The following is a 15710-nucleotide window of genomic DNA, read 5'->3' on the forward strand; positions in this document are numbered from 1 at the left end:
ACCTTACCCGATCATAAATGTAAGCTCAGCCTCTACGGCAACCTCGCCATCCACAGATGCCACTGCAGAACCAATGCCTACAGGACCCTTTCTGCGGATGATCTTTGTTTCAAGACGGAGCTTGTCTCCCGGAGCTACCTTTCTGCGGAATTTACACTTGTTGATACCTCCGAAATAAGCGGTTTTTCCCTTCATGTCCTCCAGGGAAAGAATGGCTACCGCACCCACCTGTGCCAGCGCTTCTACCATCAGAACACCCGGCATTACCGGCTCCTGGGGAAAATGTCCCCGAAAAAAATCCTCGCGGAAGGTCACACATTTATATCCGACAGCAAATTCACCCGGCTCATAATCTTCAATATAGTCCACAAGCAGAAACGGATGTCTGTGTGGAATGATCTCCTCGATCTGTTTTACATCAAGATGCTTCATTCTCTATCCTCCTGAAACAATAATTTTTCTTATTCTCTGATTCTGATCTGAAGGTACTTATCGGATACGGAAAAGCTTCTGACCGTATTCTACCGGCTGTCCGTTCTCCACATAGATCTCTGCGATCTCGCCGCCAAAATCACTTTCGATCTCATTCATCAGCTTCATAGCTTCCACGATTGCAAGAACCTGGCCTTTTTTTACCTTGTCTCCCACCTGAACATAAGGCGGAAGATCCTGGGACGGTGCAGCATAGAAGGTTCCTACCAGCGGAGATGTTACCAGGCTGCCTGTCTGATCTTCCCCGCTCTGTGGTACGGTTTCCGACTGCTCAGTACATTTCACTCCCTGTGCTTCTGCCACAGTTTTTCCTGTCACTGTCACTGCCATTTCATCTGTTGAAGCCGGTACCACAGGATCTTTGCCCGCCACCGGTGCTGTATTCACTGCCCTGCGGACTTTTCCACCGGTCATTCCTACTGCCGGAATGTTTTCCACAGTTTCTCCTATAACCCCCTGGATGATCTGTGGCTTTCCATGCTCCATACTTAAGGTCAGATCTGCTGTCTCATATGTAAAGGCAGTAAGCTCTGATGCAGATACGTGATCAATCAGTTCAAGGATCTGGTTAAATTCCATAGCTTCAGTCCTCCTCATACTTCTTTACAAGCAATGTTCCGTTGTGTCCTCCAAATCCAAGGGAATTGCTCATTGCATAACGAACTTCCTGTTTTGCCGGAGCGCCGATCATATAGTTCAGATCAAGCTCCTCCTCTGTTTCTGTTGTTCCCACTGTCTGATGGATAAATCCGTCCAGAATGGATTTTACGCATACGATAAACTCAACAGCTCCTGCTGCGCCAAGAAGATGACCCACCATGGATTTTGTAGAATTGATCTTTACATCCTTGGCAGCGTCCTTAAACGCAAGCTTGATAGCTCTTGTTTCAAACAGGTCATTGTGATGTGTTCCGGTTCCGTGTGCATTGATATAATCTACCTGCGCCGGTGCAACACCTGCTTCCTTCATGGCATTTTCCATAGCACGTGCGGCGCCGCTTCCGTCCTCGGCCGGAGATGTGATATGGAAAGCATCTGCAGTTGCACCGTATCCCACAACCTCTGCCAGGATATTGGCATTTCTCTTTTTGGCATGCTCAAGCTCTTCCAGAACAACCACACCTGCACCCTCACCCATAACAAAACCGCCTCTGTCTTTATCAAACGGAATGGATGCACGCAGCGGATCCTCACTTGTGCTCAGTGCAGTAAGGCTTGCAAAGCCTGCGATACCGATAGGGCAGACAGCTCCCTCTGTACCACCGGCAAGCATTACATCTGCATCACCATACTGAATGGCACGGAAAGCATCTCCGATACAATGTGTTCCTGTCGCACATGCCGTTACCACGTTGGTGCATTTTCCTTTTGCGCCGGTAGCGATAGAAACATTTCCGGCTGCCATATTTGTGATCATCTTCGGAACAAGAAGCGGATCCACTCTTGAAGGACCTTTTTCCATAAGCTTCTTCTCATTGGTCTCGGTAGCCTGAAGACTTCCCACACCGGAGCCGATGATAACGCCTACCATGTACGGATCTTCCTCTTCCATCTTAAGCCCGGAATTTTCCACTGCTTCCAGTGCAGCTGCTACCGCATACTGGGAAAAAGGCTCCATTCTTCTTGCAGTTCTCGGATCCATGCGATCCTTTGCCACAAAATCTTTAAGCTCTGCTGCCAGTGTTGCCTTGTATCCGGTCGTATCAAAACGGGTGATCGGTCCGATCCCCACCTTTCCTTCTTTTACTCCGTTCCAGAAGCTTTCCACATCATTTCCGATCGGTGTTACTGCTCCAAGTCCTGTTACTACTACTCGTCTTTTCATCAATCTATCCTCCTGACTCCGGGGAGCCTTCTTTACATTGCCATTCCGCCGTCTACGCGAAGTACCTGTCCTGTGATGTAACGTGCACCGTCTGATGCCAGAAATGCAGCTGCCTTTGCCACGTCTTCTGTTGTTCCCATGCTTCCCATGGGGATAGATGCCGCAATATTTTCTTTTACTTTGTCAGAAAGCACGTCCGTCATGTCTGTTTTGATAAATCCCGGTGCAATGGCGTTGACCGTGATCCCTCTGGATGCCAGCTCCTTTGCAGCGGATTTTGTAAGACCGATGATCCCGGCTTTGGATGCCGCATAATTGGCCTGTCCTGCATTTCCACGAAGGCCTACCACCGATGAAAGGCTGATGATCCGGCCGCTTCTCTGCTTCAGCATCATTCTGGACACATGACGGATGCAGTTGAAGGTTCCTTTCAGATTGATGTCAACAACTCTGGAAAAATCCTCTTCGCTCATTTTCATGAGAAGTCCGTCCTTCGTAACTCCGGCATTATTTACCAGGATATCAACACGTCCGTATTTTTCTGCAACAGCTTTGAAAAAAGCTTCACATGCATCAAAATCTGCCACATTGCACTGCAGGATATCTGCCTGGCCGCCGGCTGCCTCGATCTCTGCTTTTGTTTCCCGGGCTTTTTCTTCTGAGCCGTTATAATTGATCACTACAAGGTTTCCTGCTTTTGCAAGCTCCAGGGCGATGGCTTTCCCGATCCCACGTGCACCGCCTGTTACAACTGCGATTTTTTTCTCTGACATATGAATTCCTTTCTTATGTTATGCGGTCATCCGTGATCCGCATTTGTTACCTGGCATTTCTGTCTGCTGCACTATGCCTGCTTTATTTTTGATTCTTTATCTTTTTTTCCAATATTTATACCAGTTCCTGGCAGACCTTCTCTGCATCTTCTACGGTCTGGATGTTATATACTTTTACATTTCTGTCGATCTTTCTCATAAATCCGGCAAGGGTTCTTCCCGGTCCGATCTCAATAAATGTATCTACTCCCTGACGGATCATATTTTCCACACTCTGCTGCCAGCGCACGGAAGAAGAAATCTGTTTTTCCAGAAGTGCTTTTGTTTCCGCCGGATCTTCCACATACTCTGCGGTCACGTTTGTCACATACGGGATTTTAAGTTCATGAAGTGTGACACCCTCCAGAACCTTTCCCAGTTCTTTTCCTGCAGTGGCAAGCATTGCGGAGTGGAACGGTCCGCTGACATTTAACGGGATCACTCTTCTTCCTCCGGCTGCCTTCAGCTTTTCAGAGGCTTCCGCAACTGCCTCCGCAAGGCCTGTGATCACGATCTGGCCGGGACAGTTGTAGTTTGCAATGCTTACATCTGCAATGTCTGCAAGCACTTCCTCGATCTTCTCTGTCTCCATTCCCATAACTGCTGCCATGCTTCCCTTACCTGCCGGAACTGCCTGCTCCATAAGGATTCCCCTTTTTCTCACGGTAGTAACAGCATCCTTCAGCTCCATGCCGCCGGCAGCTTCAATAGCGCAGTACTCGCCAAGGCTTAATCCTGCAGTTACATCCGGATGAAGTCCCATCTCCTCTACCACCTTCTCCATGGCAAGACAGGTAGTGACCAGTGCAGCCTGTGTATATTCAGTCAGGTCAAGCCTGTCATTTTCTTCAAAGCAAAGTGCTTTCATATCCAGATCCAGCCACTCACCGGCAGAGTCGAAAACATCCTTTGCTGTATCGTATTTCTCATAAAAATCTTTTCCCATTCCGGCCTTCTGTGCACCCTGTCCCGGAAAGATGAATGCTGTTTTTCCCATTTATTATTCCTCCACAAGAAAACTGTTTTTCTTTACAGTCTCTTTTGTCTCTCTGATCAGTCTTGCCATCAGCTCCTTACAGGTCGGTACATCCTTTACCATACCTGCGATCTGTCCGGACATAACGCTTCCGGTTTTTACATCGCCGTCAACAACAGCCTTCCTGAGGCCACCAAGTGTCAGCATTTCCAGTTCTTCAAAGGATGCACCTGCAGCTTCTTTCTCCAGATATTCCTTTGTCATAGGGTTTCTTAAGGTACGGACCGGATGACCTGTGGTACGGCCGGTTACTCTTGTGTCGATATCCCTGGCTTTCAGAAGGAATTGTTTGTAATTCTCATGTACGTGACATTCCTCTGTTGCCACAAATCGGGTTCCCATCTGTACGGCTTCTGCACCTAGCATAAAGGCTGCCGCGATCCCACGACCGTCTGCAATTCCACCTGCTGCAATTACCGGGATCTTTACTGCATCCACGACCTGCGGTACCAGCGCCATAGTGGTTGTCTCACCGATATGTCCGCCGGACTCGGTTCCCTCTGCTACCACTGCATCTGCGCCACAGCGCTCCATTCTTCTTGCAAGAGCTACAGATGCAACAACCGGGATCACCTTTACTCCGGCAGCTTTCCATGCTTCCATGTATTTTTCCGGGCTTCCGGCACCGGTTGTTACTACCTTGATCCCTTCTTCTACTACGATCTTCGCAACCTCATCGGCACTTGGACTCATCAGCATGATGTTTACACCAAAAGTCTTATCTGTCAGTTTTTTCGCCTCACGGATCTGCTCACGCACCCACTCTGCCGGTGCATTTGCCGCTGCGATCAGTCCCAGGCCGCCTGCCTCGGATACTGCTGCCGCAATGTGATGATCTGCCACCCAGGCCATACCGCCTTGGATGATGGGATATTCAATACCAAGTAATTCTGTAACTCTTGTTTTCATCTTTTACCTCCGGAAAATTAAATCAAGCGGATAAAAGCATCCGCGGTTTATTTGGATCAAGCGGATAAAAACATCCGCATTCACTACGTAGCCTTATTTTAACAATTCATTAACAGGGGCTTTAATACTCGATCAGGCTTGCTCCATACGTCAGTCCGCCGCCGAAGCCTGCAAGGACCATTCTGTCACCCCGCTGCAGTTTTCCGCTTTTTTTCATCTCATCCAGGAGGATAAGAAGACTTGCGGAAGAAGTATTGCCGTATCTGTCCATATTCATAGGGAACTTGGAAATGTCTTCGCCCAGCCGCCTTGCTGCGGAACGGATGATCCGCTCATTTGCCTGGTGGAGAAGATAATAACTGATATCTTCACAAGAAACCTGCTCTCGGGAAAGAAGCTCCTTCACAGCCTCCGGTACCTTGCTCACGGCAAAGCTGAACACTTCCTTTCCGTTCATCTGTATGTAGGTTTCCTTTGCCTTCGGATCATTTTCATAACGGATCTGATTTCTGCTCTGTAAGGTAAGTGCACCGCCTTTTTTTCCAATGGAATGGGTTACCTGTGCATAGCTTCCCCCCTCTTCTGCTCTCAGCACGACTGCTCCCGCACCATCCCCGAAAAGAATGCAGGTGCCACGATCTGTCCAGTCCGTTAAACCGGACAGTTTTTCCGCTCCGATCACAAGGGCATTCCTATATATTCCCTGGGCCAGGTATGCCTGCGCAGTGTTCAGTGCCAGAAGAGATCCTGTGCAGGCGCCGTTCAGATCAAAGCAGGTAGCCTTTTCCGCTCCGAGCCGCTCCTGCACCCCACATGCCACACAGGGCATGATCTCTGTTGGAGAAATGGTTGCCACAAGGATCAGATCGATTTCTTCTGCCTTCATTTCTGCGTCTTCCAGAGCTTTTAATGCTGCCCCCGCTGCCATCGTCACAGTATCTTCGTCCTCTTTTGCAATATGTCTCTGTACCACACCGGTTCTTTCCCGAATCCACTGATCACTGGTTTCCACCATCTTTGCCAGATCGTTGTTATCCCACACTCTGTCCGGTGCCCACGAACCGGTTCCACATATTTTACCTGTCATATTTTTCTCCATGATATCTGTCTTAAATCAGTCTGTATAAATCTGTACTGCTGTTCTCTGAATTATCTTTTATCTTAAAATATTTTGATTATCAAATTATATCATCATAAAAGTATTTGTCAAGAAGGAATTTTTGAGCATCCTTTTATGAAAAAAATAACAGCTGCCCCAGGCGTGGAGTATTGGTCTCTCCTCTGTCCTGTGACAGCTGTCTTATTTTTTTCAGACAGGTATTGTATTTATGGTTATTGCATTTATAGTTATTGCCTTCATAGTTTTACTTCATCGCCCACTGTACCAGGCACACCACACCAATCTGCACCAGCAGTATCACCGGTACACCAATTGCAAATCTGGCTTTTCGGGTTTTGTGGTGAAAAAATCTCATGCCAAGGATCGCCCCGACGCTGCCACCGATGACAGCACTTAAGATCAAGGTCTTCTCCGGGATCCGCCATTTATTACGACGGGCTTTCTGCTTGTCAGCTCCAAAAAGCACAAAGGCCAGGATATTGACTGCAAGCAGATAATAATATATGTAATCATTCATGATAGCTCCCTCCGGGCTCTGTGTCCTGTATTTCGGACAGTAACCGATTTATGTCTTCATTGCAGTTTGATGATCAGCACCGGTATGGGCGGATCATTAGGCCGGTTTGCATATTCCGACAGGATCACCAGATATTTATGAGGATCCAGCTGACGGATAAACGCAAGCATCTCATCCCGTTCCTGATATCCTGTATCCCCGCCACTGTAAATGCAAAGTGTCATAAGTCCGCCTTTTTTCAGAAGCTTAAGTCCGCTTTCTACCGCTCTTTTGCTGCTGTCTGCTCTGGTCGCCACCGAATGGTCTCCGCCGGGAAGATATCCCAGATTAAAGGTGATGCAGGACACGGTTTCTTCTTCTGCATAAACATCCATATTCTCATGAGACTCCAGAAGAAGCTGATAATTTTCCGGACAGTTATCTCTTTTCAGTCGCTCCTTCGTATGTTCCAGTGCCTGCTTCTGAATGTCAAAAGCCAGAACCCGTCCCCTTTTTCCTGCAAGCTGGCTTAACAGAGCCGTGTCATTGCCATTTCCCATTGTTGCATCGATACAGATGTCTCCCGGCATGACCTGCTGCCGTATAAAATGCTGCATGTATGCAGTGATCTGAAGATTTTTCATTTAAAAATCCTTTCAAAATTCTCTTACAGTTCATGATAATACGGACAGATATCCTCATAATGTCCATCCTTCATACGGAACCCCTTCGGGATCACGCCAAGCTGGGTAAATCCAAGTCTCTCATAAAGATGTCTTGCAGGAACATTGCAGGCCACAACCGCATTAAACTGCAGGACACCAAAACCATGCTCTTTTCCCCGGGTCAGACAGTCGGATACCAGCTTTTCTCCAATGTGAAGTCCTCTGGAATCTCTGCTTACCGCATAGCTGGCGTTACAGATATGACCGCATCTTCCGATATTATTCGGATGAAGAATGTAAAGTCCGTAAACTTTTCCGCTTTCCGCATCTACTGCTGCAGCTGTATAGGTCTGTTCTGCAAAAAAAGCTTTTCCTGTCTCTTCGTTAAGGCATTCTTCCTGTGGAAAAGCCACACCGTCTTCTACAACCTCATTCCATATCCGGATCAGATCCGGAAGATCTTTTTCTTCGTATTTTCTTACTGTAACATTCATGATGATCTTCTCCTCTATTTAAGCAGCTCCACATTCCGTCCGTTTCTTCGGATCACACCTTCATCCGAAAGATTTTTGATCTCCCGCATCATGGCACTACGGTCCACACTTAAGTACTGGGCCAGTGCGGTATAGGACATGGGCAGCTTGAATTTCCCGGCATTTTTTTCCGCAGCCAGAGAATGCAGATAAGCTATCAGCTTCTTTCTGGTGGAGGATCGTGAAAGCATGTATATCCGATCCGTCTGCTGCCTGGAACGGAGGGCTGTCATCTGCAGAAGATTACTGACCATCTGGCTGTGATGATGACAGGCATTTTCACAGCGCTTGATCACATGCTCATAATCAATAAACAGCACCTTCGTCACGGTAGTGGCACATACATAATAATGCTGGGAATCTGACGGAAGCAGAAACGGTTCGCCAAATACACTGTCCCTATTCAGTTCATCGATGACATACTCATTTCCATCCTCGTCGCAGCAGTAGAGAACTGCTCTTCCCTCCTGGATCAGACCGATCTTTTTCATGGAGCTGGAATATTCCATGATGGTTTCTCCATTCTGAAAAACTTTCTCCCGGACTTTAAAGCAGACACGCATTCTTTCCTGTTCTTCGGGCAAAATGTCCGTAAATAAAGTGATATGCTCCATAAATTTTCCTCCCACCGGCAAAATACTCTTCCGCATATCTGTACTTTCCTCTTTGCATACAAGACTATGTAAGAGGACTCTCAAAGCAAATATCCGCATTTTATTTTGCTGCATGTTTCTGATTTTATACCAGCACGAAAAAAATGTAAAGTCTGGAATTTTTTCCTGTTTTGTTGTATTTGCAACAGTTTTTGCCGTCAATTTCTGTTATATTTTTATCAAAGTTAAGAAACAAACAAATCACTGAAGCATATAAATAAATCCACCATAGAAAGAAAAGAGGAATCGCTCATGAAAATCACAGATACCATCAAATATGTAGGCGTTAATGATCATCAGGTTGACCTTTTTGAGGGCCAGTACAAAGTGCCGAACGGCATGTCCTACAACTCCTATGTGATCCTGGACGAAAAAATTGCGGTTATGGATACGGTAGATGCAAATTTTACTCACGAATGGCTTGATAATATCCAGAAAGTTCTGGGTGACCGGAAACCGGATTATCTGATCGTACAGCATATGGAACCGGATCACGCAGCCAACATCGCAAACTTCCTGAAGGCTTATCCGGACACCATCGTTGTTTCCAACAAAAAAGCCTTCGCCATGATGCAGAACTTCTTTGACCTGGATCTGGAAGGTCATCAGATCATCGTAGATAACGGCGGAACCCTTTCCCTTGGAAAACACGATCTGACTTTTGTATTTGCACCGATGGTTCACTGGCCGGAGGTTATGGTCACTTATGACAGCACAGAAAAGGTTCTTTTTTCCGCAGACGGCTTCGGAAAATTCGGTGCCCTGGATGCAGAGGAACCATGGGACGATGAGGCAAGAAGATACTATATCGGCATCGTTGGAAAATATGGTGTGCAGGTGCAGAACCTTCTGAAAGCAGCCGCAGCTCTGGATATCCAGACCATCTGCCCGCTCCACGGACCGGTTCTTACTGAAGATCTTGGACATTATATCAGCCTCTATGATACCTGGTCTTCCTACACACCGGAGGATGACGGAATCGTGATCGCCTACACTTCTGTATACGGTCATACAAAAATGGCCGTTCAGCAGTTGGCCGATAAATTCCGCAGCAAAGGATGTCCAAACGTTGTTGTCTATGATCTTGCAAGAGACGATATGTCCCAGGCACTGAGCGATGCTTTCCGTTACTCCAAGCTGGTTCTCGCAACCACCACATATAATGCAGGCATCTATCCGTTTATGAACGACTTTATTACCCGACTGACAGAGCACAACTTCCAGAACCGCACGGTAGGACTGATTGAAAACGGAACCTGGGCACCGCTGGCAGCGAAGGTTATGAAAGAAATGCTTTCCAAATGCAAAAAGATCAGCTGGCTGAATACCACAGTTAAGATCATGTCTGCAGTAAACGAAGAAAACCGCAGGCAGATGGAAGCTATGGCTGATGAGCTCTGCCAGGAATACATTGCAAAAAGCGATGATCTTGCCAACAAGAATGATATGACTGCTCTGTTCCGCATCGGTTACGGCCTCTATGTGGTAACCTCCAACGATGGCAAAAAGGACAACGGTCTGATCGTCAATACCGTTACACAGCTTACCGACAACCCATATCGCGTGGCTGTCAACATCAACAAGGCAAACTACTCTCACCACGTGATCCAGCAGACCGGTATCATGAACGTAAACTGCCTGTCCACAGATGCTCCGTTCTCTGTTTTTGAGCAGTTCGGCTTCCAGTCCGGCAGAAGCACCGATAAATTTGCCGGACAGAAAGTAAACTACTCTGACAACGGCCTGGTATTCCTGGACAAATATATCAATGCTTTCATGTCCCTGAAGGTAGAAAACTATGTGGATCTCGGCACTCACGGAATGTTCATCTGCAGCGTCACAGAGGCCCGTGTCATGAGCGATCAGGATACCATGACTTACACCTACTACCAGAAACATGTAAAGCCAAAGCCACAGACCGAAGGCAAAAAAGGCTGGGTATGCAAAGTCTGCGGATACATCTATGAAGGCGATGAACTTCCGGAAGATATCATCTGCCCGCTGTGCAAGCATGGCGCTGTGGATTTTGAGCCGATCGAAGGATAAGACTGAAATCCCCATAAATTGATTTAATCCGGTTACAGCTCCCTTATTTTTACAAATTATAAACCACAAAAAAGACAGGCTTCTGAAGTGGCCTGTCTTTTTTGTATTATCATCCAATGTCTTCGCAGCGTCTTTCACCAAATTTATTCTTACAGCAGATCAGACACTCACGCTCTGTATTTCTGCAGGAATCCTGAAATTTACGGATCATATGCCTTTTATTTATTTCATCAGTCTGATAACCTGCTCTGCAGTATCTGCCAGATTCTGCTTGGCATTCTCATTTTTCATGGCCTCCTCCAGAGTTACCACTCCGCGGAGGATCGGGAAAAAGGCATCGATCCCTGCATCGTTGCAGGCTCTTGCGTCACGCTGTACGGCACCTGCAAAGGCGATCACTTTTTTGCCATATTTCTTTGCAAGCTTTGCAACACCTACCGGCGCTTTTCCCATGGCTGTCTGTCCATCCATACGTCCCTCACCTGTGATCACAAGATCCGCGTCTTTGATGTAGTCCTCAAGTTTTGTCTCATCCAACACGATGTTGATCCCGGATTCCAGGACTGCATCGGTAAAGGTCAGGAATGCAAATCCCATTCCGCCGGCAGCACCTGTTCCCGGATACTTTGCATCTGCTTTCGGAAAACGCTCCTTTGCAAGCTCTGCGTAAGCACCCAGCCACTGATCCATGTCCTGGATCATCTCCGGCGTAGCACCCTTCTGCGGTCCGTAGATGGCACTGCATCCAAGCTCTCCGCAAAGAGGATTTGTGACATCACAGGCAACACGGAATTTACATTCTGCAAGCTCCGGGATCACATAGGCAGCTGTGATCTCTGTGATGTCTTTCAGGCCCCTTGCTCCCGGAAGGACCTGCTTTCCGTCTTTATCCAGAAATGCATAGCCAAGTGCCTGAAGCATTCCCACACCACCGTCATTGGTGGCGCTTCCGCCGATACCCACAATAAATCTGCGGCAGCCTTTTTCGATGGCGTCCTTGATCACCTCACCGACACCGCAGGTTGTGGTATAAAGAGGATTTCTTTTTTCGTCCGGCACCTGCGTGATCCCTGCTGCACCAGCCATTTCGATCACTGCGGTCTTTGTGCTTTCGATGATGCCATACTCACAGATCACCGGCTCGCCAAGAGGCCCCGTAACCTTTACGTGCTCTGTTTTTCCGTTCATTCCTGCGACAAGGGCTTCCACGGTTCCCTCTCCACCGTCTGCCAGTGGTCTTACCTGAACTTCTGCGTCCGCATCCACACGATGGATACCTGCAGCAGCTGCAAAGCCTGCCTCCATGGATGTCATACTGCCCTTAAAAGAATCGATCGCTGTTACTACCTTCATTTTATTTTCCTCCTGTATGATTTTTATGTAAAGCTGATATCCGTACTCTCCGTTCCATTCAAGCTTACTTCTGTTTTAATCATAATAAAATTACGCATGGATGTACATATTATGTATACTATATTTTTTCTTTATTTTTGTATTTTATTGTTACAAATAACATATTCAAATTGAATCCATAAAATATATATGATATACTGATCAAAAGAAAGCACCCGGTAAATCCTATATTCTTATTTCGTTTACCTGCATAAATATAAAATCAGGCCTTCCGTAATATAAATACTATCCGTCTTTCCAGGAGAATTCCATGATCACACACATCAGCCACACCCTTGCCCAGCAGATCGTCAACACGATCAAGGACGTCTGCAGCTACGATATCAATTTTATCAACCCATCCGGCACCATTATCGCCAGCACAAACTCTGCCAGGATCGGAACCTGTCATGAGATCGGACGGAAAGCTGCTGTAACTGGTACTACCATCGAGGTGGCTGAATCTGACAATTTTACAGGAACCCGCCAGGGTATCAACATGCCTCTTTACCATGAAGACTGTCTTCTGGCTGTGATCGGCATCACCGGTTCCCCGGAAAAAGTACGCAAGTATGCCTTTCTGGCACAGCGTATCACCAGCCTTCTGATCCGCGAGCAGGAGCTTGGCCAGTACAGCCGGCACCAGGCGGACAAAAAGCAGTTTATCATCAGTTCTCTTCTCCATGGGGAGACCCAGAATCCGGAATATCTTCTGAAATGCCTGAGAGAATTTCAGATTGATCCGGACACGCCCAAACGACTGATATTGATCCATACGTATCCGGCTGCTTCCAGCAGAAATCCTTCCGTAAAGATCGCCCGCAGGATTCCGGAATCCTCAGAAAGTTCTGCTTCCCTGACAGATCCCGAAAATACACCTCTCTCTCCGGAAGCCTCTCCACCGCCAGAAACTCCGGGCTCAGACTCTGGCATCGGATCTGTTCTTTCGGAACATCAGATCCAAATTTTTTTCAAAACCGCCGGAATCACCCTGCACACCTTCCGCTATCCCGGAGATTATCTTGCTGTTGCAGACAATTCCAATTTTTCTGCTCTTTCCGCAGTGCTTCGTGATTTTACCCAAAAGCATGCAGACACTCTGGCCATTGCAGTTGGAAAGTCTGTACCTCTGTATCAGCTTGGACTTTCCCTGCATACTGCGGAAACTACCCTGAGGAGCCTTCACCAGCCCCTTACCGACAATATCTGTACAGAAAATTATGCAGTTTTTGATGATCTCACTCTGGAAATCATTCTCTCTTCTGTGTCTCGGAAAGACCGCGAAGAATTTTTCGGAAAAACCATTTATCAGCTGTCCCCGGATGAAAAGAATCTTCTGCGAGCTTATTTTTCCCTGGAAATGTCTCTGGCTGATGCCGCAGAGAAGCTTTTTCTCCACAAAAATACTCTTCAATATAAATTAAACCACATTTATAAAAAATGTGGTCTCAATCCCCGAAAATTCCGGGACGCTGTTCTGTTGTATCTGGCACTGGAGCTGGAATGAACCGGCCATTTCACTATCCTCTCACATGAAAGCCAAACTCCTCCTCCAGTGGAATTTCCCTCGCTTCAATCCCCTCGATCTCCACAAAGCTCTGCTGAGAAAGGCGTTCTACCATCTCCCGGATTTCTTCTCTGGTTCCCTGTACTTCCATTTCCACACGATCATCCCAGAGATTCCGTACCCAGCCGGTCAGTCCTATGGACTGTGCAATATAATAGGAGCGGTAACGAAAGCCTACTCCCTGTACTCTTCCTGAAAAATAAAAATGTTTCCGAATCTTTTCCATCTGGCACCTCATATTTTCTGTCTTAACTATTCTGTCTCTGTATCTCCACCCGAAATTCTCCCGCATCCGCCGCAGGAATATCATAACCAGATTATATAATATTTCTTTATAAATTGTAAAGTTATATCCTTCTATCTATTGGAAACTATAATCATCTGCGTTATAATGGTTTTTATCAGAATAAAAAGAAATTTTCTTTCTTTTGCAGAAAATATTTTCAACAAAATTTAACATCAGGAGGTAATGATCATGAATGAAAGCATCAAAAACCTGTTAGAGCGCAGAAGCATCCGCACCTACAAAAAAGAGCTTGTTCCGAAAGAAACTCTGGATACGATCCTGGAAGCAGGAAAATATTCCCCCAGCGGCATGGGACAGCAGAGCACTCTTATGGTAGTGACACAGGATCCGGAGCTGGTTGCAAGGCTTTCCAAAATGAACGCAGCTGTTATGGGCAGCACCTCAGATCCGTTCTACGGCGCCCCAACTGTAATCATTGTATTTTCCGACAGCAAAATGGGCACCTGTGTGGAAAACGGAAGTCTTGTGATGGGAAATCTCATGAATGCCGCACATGCTCTCGGCGTGGACTCCTGCTGGATTCACCGTGCAAGAGAAGTTTTTGACTCCGAGGAAGGAAAAGAGCTGAAGAAGCAGTGGGGTGTTCCGGAGGAATATATCGGCGTGGGCCACTGTGTTCTTGGATACCGTGACTGTGAGTATCCAACAGCCAAACCGCGTAAGGATGGTTTTGTGATCCGTGTGTGATCGGCTTGCAGAATAAAATTTCCACTGCCAAAAACTTTTAATGTAAATAAAAATCTGACAGATTCCTGCATGATACGCATCGCTACGTATCTGAGAATACACAGGGAAACAACCCTCCGGTATCATAAATACCAGAAGCTTTTCTCTTCTTCTCCGGCAGTGATCTGTCAGATTTTTTTCTCTTATTTCAGTGCTTTATCCTTATATCTGGAAATCTCCTCCAGATATTTTTTCCCAAGGGCACTGATGTTAACACCCTTTCTGGCAACATAACCGATCGTCATGATCTCATCGGAATCCAGCTTCACAGCACAATAATCGGAACCATTAAGATCCTCACAGATAATACCGGAGCATAAGGTATATCCATTCAGTCCTACCATCAGGTTCAGCATAGTAGCCCTGTCATCGGCTTTGATCAGCCGTTTGTATTCATAGGTGCTCAAAACCTCCTCAGCAAAATAAAAAGAGTTATTTCCTCCCTGTTCAAAGGACAGACACGGATATTCCTTCAGTTCTTCCAGCGTGATCTTCTCACGCTTCGCCAGAGGATGCCCCTTCCACATATAAACGTAGATCCGACAGTTGAGAAGTTCGTGAAACTCCAGACCATACTCGTGAAACATTTTTGTAAGTACCTTACGGTTAAAATCATTTACGTAGAGGATCCCGATCTCACTCTTGAAATTACGGACATCCTCGATGACCTGATGCGTCTTGGTCTCGTGGACCGCAAATTCGTACTCATCCATGCCGAATTGCTTTACAAGCTCCACAAAGGCATTAACTGCAAAGGTATAATGCTGCATGGAAACACTGAATTTTTTGCGTGACTGTTCCTTGGAAATATATTTGGCTTCCATCAGTTCGTACTGTTCCACCACCTGCCTTGCATACCCCAGAAATTCTTCGCCTGCAGGCGTTACGGCGATTCCTCGGTTCGTTCTTCGGAAGATCTCAACACCGGTTTCTGCTTCCAGCTCCCGGATTGCCGTGGAAAGACTGGGCTGAGAAATATAAAGGCTTTTTGCTGCCTCGTTCATAGATCCGGCTTTTGCAATTGCTATGGTATATCTGAGCTGTGCCAGAGTCATCTTTCTGCCTCCCCGTTTCTTGTTCCGGCTTTCTGTTCCTCTTCAGGCAGATCCGGCAACAAGCATCCTTTATCTT

General features: G+C 46.7%; 17 protein-coding genes. 3 read left to right on the forward strand and 14 right to left on the reverse strand.

Translation table 11 applies throughout. The annotated features are described in order from the left end of the window. Nucleotides 1–3: 3 nt before the first annotated feature. The 11 genes from fabZ to ACTNDQ_RS06165 form a co-directional block, all read right to left on the reverse strand. Nucleotides 4–432 carry a 3-hydroxyacyl-ACP dehydratase FabZ gene (gene fabZ / locus ACTNDQ_RS06115; protein ID WP_015525544.1) on the reverse strand — a complete coding sequence of 143 codons (429 nt, stop codon included), beginning with the start codon at nt 430–432 and terminating at the stop codon, nt 4–6. Between the two features lie 57 nt (nt 433–489). After that, on the reverse strand, nt 490–1071 hold the full coding sequence (accB, locus tag ACTNDQ_RS06120) for an acetyl-CoA carboxylase biotin carboxyl carrier protein (protein WP_288787293.1): 582 nt from the start codon (nt 1069–1071) through the stop codon (nt 490–492). Nucleotides 1072–1075: 4 nt separating this feature from the next. Beyond that, a complete protein-coding gene (fabF, locus tag ACTNDQ_RS06125; protein ID WP_015525541.1) occupies nt 1076–2317 on the reverse strand; it encodes a beta-ketoacyl-ACP synthase II in 1242 nt (413 codons plus the stop codon). 32 nt (nt 2318–2349) lie between these two features. Further along, on the reverse strand, nt 2350–3090 hold the full coding sequence (gene fabG / locus ACTNDQ_RS06130) for a 3-oxoacyl-[acyl-carrier-protein] reductase (RefSeq protein ID WP_015525540.1): 741 nt from the start codon (nt 3088–3090) through the stop codon (nt 2350–2352). 115 nt (nt 3091–3205) lie between these two features. Next, a complete protein-coding gene (gene fabD / locus ACTNDQ_RS06135) occupies nt 3206–4126 on the reverse strand; it encodes an ACP S-malonyltransferase (protein WP_092071748.1) in 921 nt (306 codons plus the stop codon). 3 nt (nt 4127–4129) lie between these two features. Further along, the gene (gene fabK, locus ACTNDQ_RS06140) at nt 4130–5074 is read right to left on the reverse strand and encodes an enoyl-[acyl-carrier-protein] reductase FabK (protein WP_015525538.1); all 945 of its coding nucleotides are present in this window, start codon (nt 5072–5074) and stop codon (nt 4130–4132) included. A 121-nt stretch (nt 5075–5195) separates the two neighbouring features. Continuing rightward, nucleotides 5196–6161, reverse strand: coding sequence for a beta-ketoacyl-ACP synthase III (locus tag ACTNDQ_RS06145; protein WP_015525537.1), 966 nt, complete (start codon nt 6159–6161; stop codon nt 5196–5198). A gap of 277 nt (nt 6162–6438) precedes the next feature. Further along, nucleotides 6439–6711, reverse strand: coding sequence for a DUF1294 domain-containing protein (locus ACTNDQ_RS06150; RefSeq protein WP_278795438.1), 273 nt, complete (start codon nt 6709–6711; stop codon nt 6439–6441). Between the two features lie 56 nt (nt 6712–6767). Continuing rightward, nucleotides 6768–7334: a class I SAM-dependent methyltransferase gene (locus ACTNDQ_RS06155; RefSeq protein WP_015525535.1), complete on the reverse strand. Its 567-nt coding sequence runs from the start codon at nt 7332–7334 to the stop codon at nt 6768–6770. A gap of 23 nt (nt 7335–7357) precedes the next feature. After that, nucleotides 7358–7849 (reverse strand): GNAT family N-acetyltransferase, encoded by a 492-nt coding sequence (locus tag ACTNDQ_RS06160; RefSeq protein WP_173758492.1) that lies wholly within the window; start codon nt 7847–7849, stop codon nt 7358–7360. Between the two features lie 14 nt (nt 7850–7863). Further along, entirely contained in the window at nt 7864–8502 is a 639-nt protein-coding gene (locus tag ACTNDQ_RS06165; RefSeq protein ID WP_022427177.1) for a Crp/Fnr family transcriptional regulator, read from the reverse strand. 291 nt (nt 8503–8793) lie between these two features. Between ACTNDQ_RS06165 and ACTNDQ_RS06170 the strand changes: the two genes are divergently transcribed. Beyond that, nucleotides 8794–10587 carry a flavin reductase gene (locus tag ACTNDQ_RS06170; RefSeq protein WP_288787301.1) on the forward strand — a complete coding sequence of 598 codons (1794 nt, stop codon included), beginning with the start codon at nt 8794–8796 and terminating at the stop codon, nt 10585–10587. 222 nt (nt 10588–10809) lie between these two features. Here ACTNDQ_RS06170 and ACTNDQ_RS06175 read toward each other — a convergent pair whose 3' ends face one another. Then, a complete protein-coding gene (locus tag ACTNDQ_RS06175; protein ID WP_320810540.1) occupies nt 10810–11940 on the reverse strand; it encodes a glycerate kinase family protein in 1131 nt (376 codons plus the stop codon). Between the two features lie 310 nt (nt 11941–12250). Between ACTNDQ_RS06175 and ACTNDQ_RS06180 the strand changes: the two genes are divergently transcribed. Beyond that, nucleotides 12251–13486, forward strand: coding sequence for a CdaR family transcriptional regulator (locus ACTNDQ_RS06180; protein WP_441064167.1), 1236 nt, complete (start codon nt 12251–12253; stop codon nt 13484–13486). 13 nt (nt 13487–13499) lie between these two features. On the opposite strand, the gene ACTNDQ_RS06185 is transcribed toward ACTNDQ_RS06180, so the two are convergent. Beyond that, nucleotides 13500–13772 (reverse strand): acylphosphatase, encoded by a 273-nt coding sequence (locus ACTNDQ_RS06185; RefSeq protein WP_114001527.1) that lies wholly within the window; start codon nt 13770–13772, stop codon nt 13500–13502. Nucleotides 13773–14021: 249 nt separating this feature from the next. Here ACTNDQ_RS06185 and ACTNDQ_RS06190 point away from each other — a divergent pair, with 249 nt between their 5' ends. Beyond that, the gene (locus ACTNDQ_RS06190; protein ID WP_441064169.1) at nt 14022–14540 is read left to right on the forward strand and encodes a nitroreductase family protein; all 519 of its coding nucleotides are present in this window, start codon (nt 14022–14024) and stop codon (nt 14538–14540) included. Nucleotides 14541–14722: 182 nt separating this feature from the next. Here ACTNDQ_RS06190 and ACTNDQ_RS06195 read toward each other — a convergent pair whose 3' ends face one another. Continuing rightward, complete coding sequence (locus tag ACTNDQ_RS06195) at nt 14723–15634, reverse strand: LysR family transcriptional regulator (protein ID WP_015525527.1); 912 nt, start codon at nt 15632–15634, stop codon at nt 14723–14725. Between the last annotated feature and the right edge of the window lie 76 nt (nt 15635–15710).

Origin of the sequence: Blautia massiliensis (ex Liu et al. 2021) (assembly GCF_052064225.1) — a bacterium.
In the GTDB taxonomy this organism is placed as follows: Bacteria; Bacillota; Clostridia; order Lachnospirales; family Lachnospiraceae; genus Blautia_A; species Blautia_A fusiformis.

What these genes read in the sequence shown, in the direction of transcription:
- fabZ (WP_015525544.1), bottom strand. Translation starts at nt 432, where the DNA reads ATGAAGCATCTTGATGTAAAACAGATCGAGGAGATCATTCCACACAGA.
- accB (WP_288787293.1), bottom strand. Translation starts at nt 1,071, where the DNA reads ATGGAATTTAACCAGATCCTTGAACTGATTGATCACGTATCTGCATCA.
- fabF (WP_015525541.1), bottom strand. Translation starts at nt 2,317, where the DNA reads ATGAAAAGACGAGTAGTAGTAACAGGACTTGGAGCAGTAACACCGATC.
- fabG (WP_015525540.1), bottom strand. Translation starts at nt 3,090, where the DNA reads ATGTCAGAGAAAAAAATCGCAGTTGTAACAGGCGGTGCACGTGGGATC.
- fabD (WP_092071748.1), bottom strand. Translation starts at nt 4,126, where the DNA reads ATGGGAAAAACAGCATTCATCTTTCCGGGACAGGGTGCACAGAAGGCC.
- fabK (WP_015525538.1), bottom strand. Translation starts at nt 5,074, where the DNA reads ATGAAAACAAGAGTTACAGAATTACTTGGTATTGAATATCCCATCATC.
- ACTNDQ_RS06145 (WP_015525537.1), bottom strand. Translation starts at nt 6,161, where the DNA reads ATGACAGGTAAAATATGTGGAACCGGTTCGTGGGCACCGGACAGAGTG.
- ACTNDQ_RS06150 (WP_278795438.1), bottom strand. Translation starts at nt 6,711, where the DNA reads ATGAATGATTACATATATTATTATCTGCTTGCAGTCAATATCCTGGCC.
- ACTNDQ_RS06155 (WP_015525535.1), bottom strand. Translation starts at nt 7,334, where the DNA reads ATGAAAAATCTTCAGATCACTGCATACATGCAGCATTTTATACGGCAG.
- ACTNDQ_RS06160 (WP_173758492.1), bottom strand. Translation starts at nt 7,849, where the DNA reads ATGAATGTTACAGTAAGAAAATACGAAGAAAAAGATCTTCCGGATCTG.
- ACTNDQ_RS06165 (WP_022427177.1), bottom strand. Translation starts at nt 8,502, where the DNA reads ATGGAGCATATCACTTTATTTACGGACATTTTGCCCGAAGAACAGGAA.
- ACTNDQ_RS06170 (WP_288787301.1), top strand. Translation starts at nt 8,794, where the DNA reads ATGAAAATCACAGATACCATCAAATATGTAGGCGTTAATGATCATCAG.
- ACTNDQ_RS06175 (WP_320810540.1), bottom strand. Translation starts at nt 11,940, where the DNA reads ATGAAGGTAGTAACAGCGATCGATTCTTTTAAGGGCAGTATGACATCC.
- ACTNDQ_RS06180 (WP_441064167.1), top strand. Translation starts at nt 12,251, where the DNA reads ATGATCACACACATCAGCCACACCCTTGCCCAGCAGATCGTCAACACG.
- ACTNDQ_RS06185 (WP_114001527.1), bottom strand. Translation starts at nt 13,772, where the DNA reads ATGGAAAAGATTCGGAAACATTTTTATTTTTCAGGAAGAGTACAGGGA.
- ACTNDQ_RS06190 (WP_441064169.1), top strand. Translation starts at nt 14,022, where the DNA reads ATGAATGAAAGCATCAAAAACCTGTTAGAGCGCAGAAGCATCCGCACC.
- ACTNDQ_RS06195 (WP_015525527.1), bottom strand. Translation starts at nt 15,634, where the DNA reads ATGACTCTGGCACAGCTCAGATATACCATAGCAATTGCAAAAGCCGGA.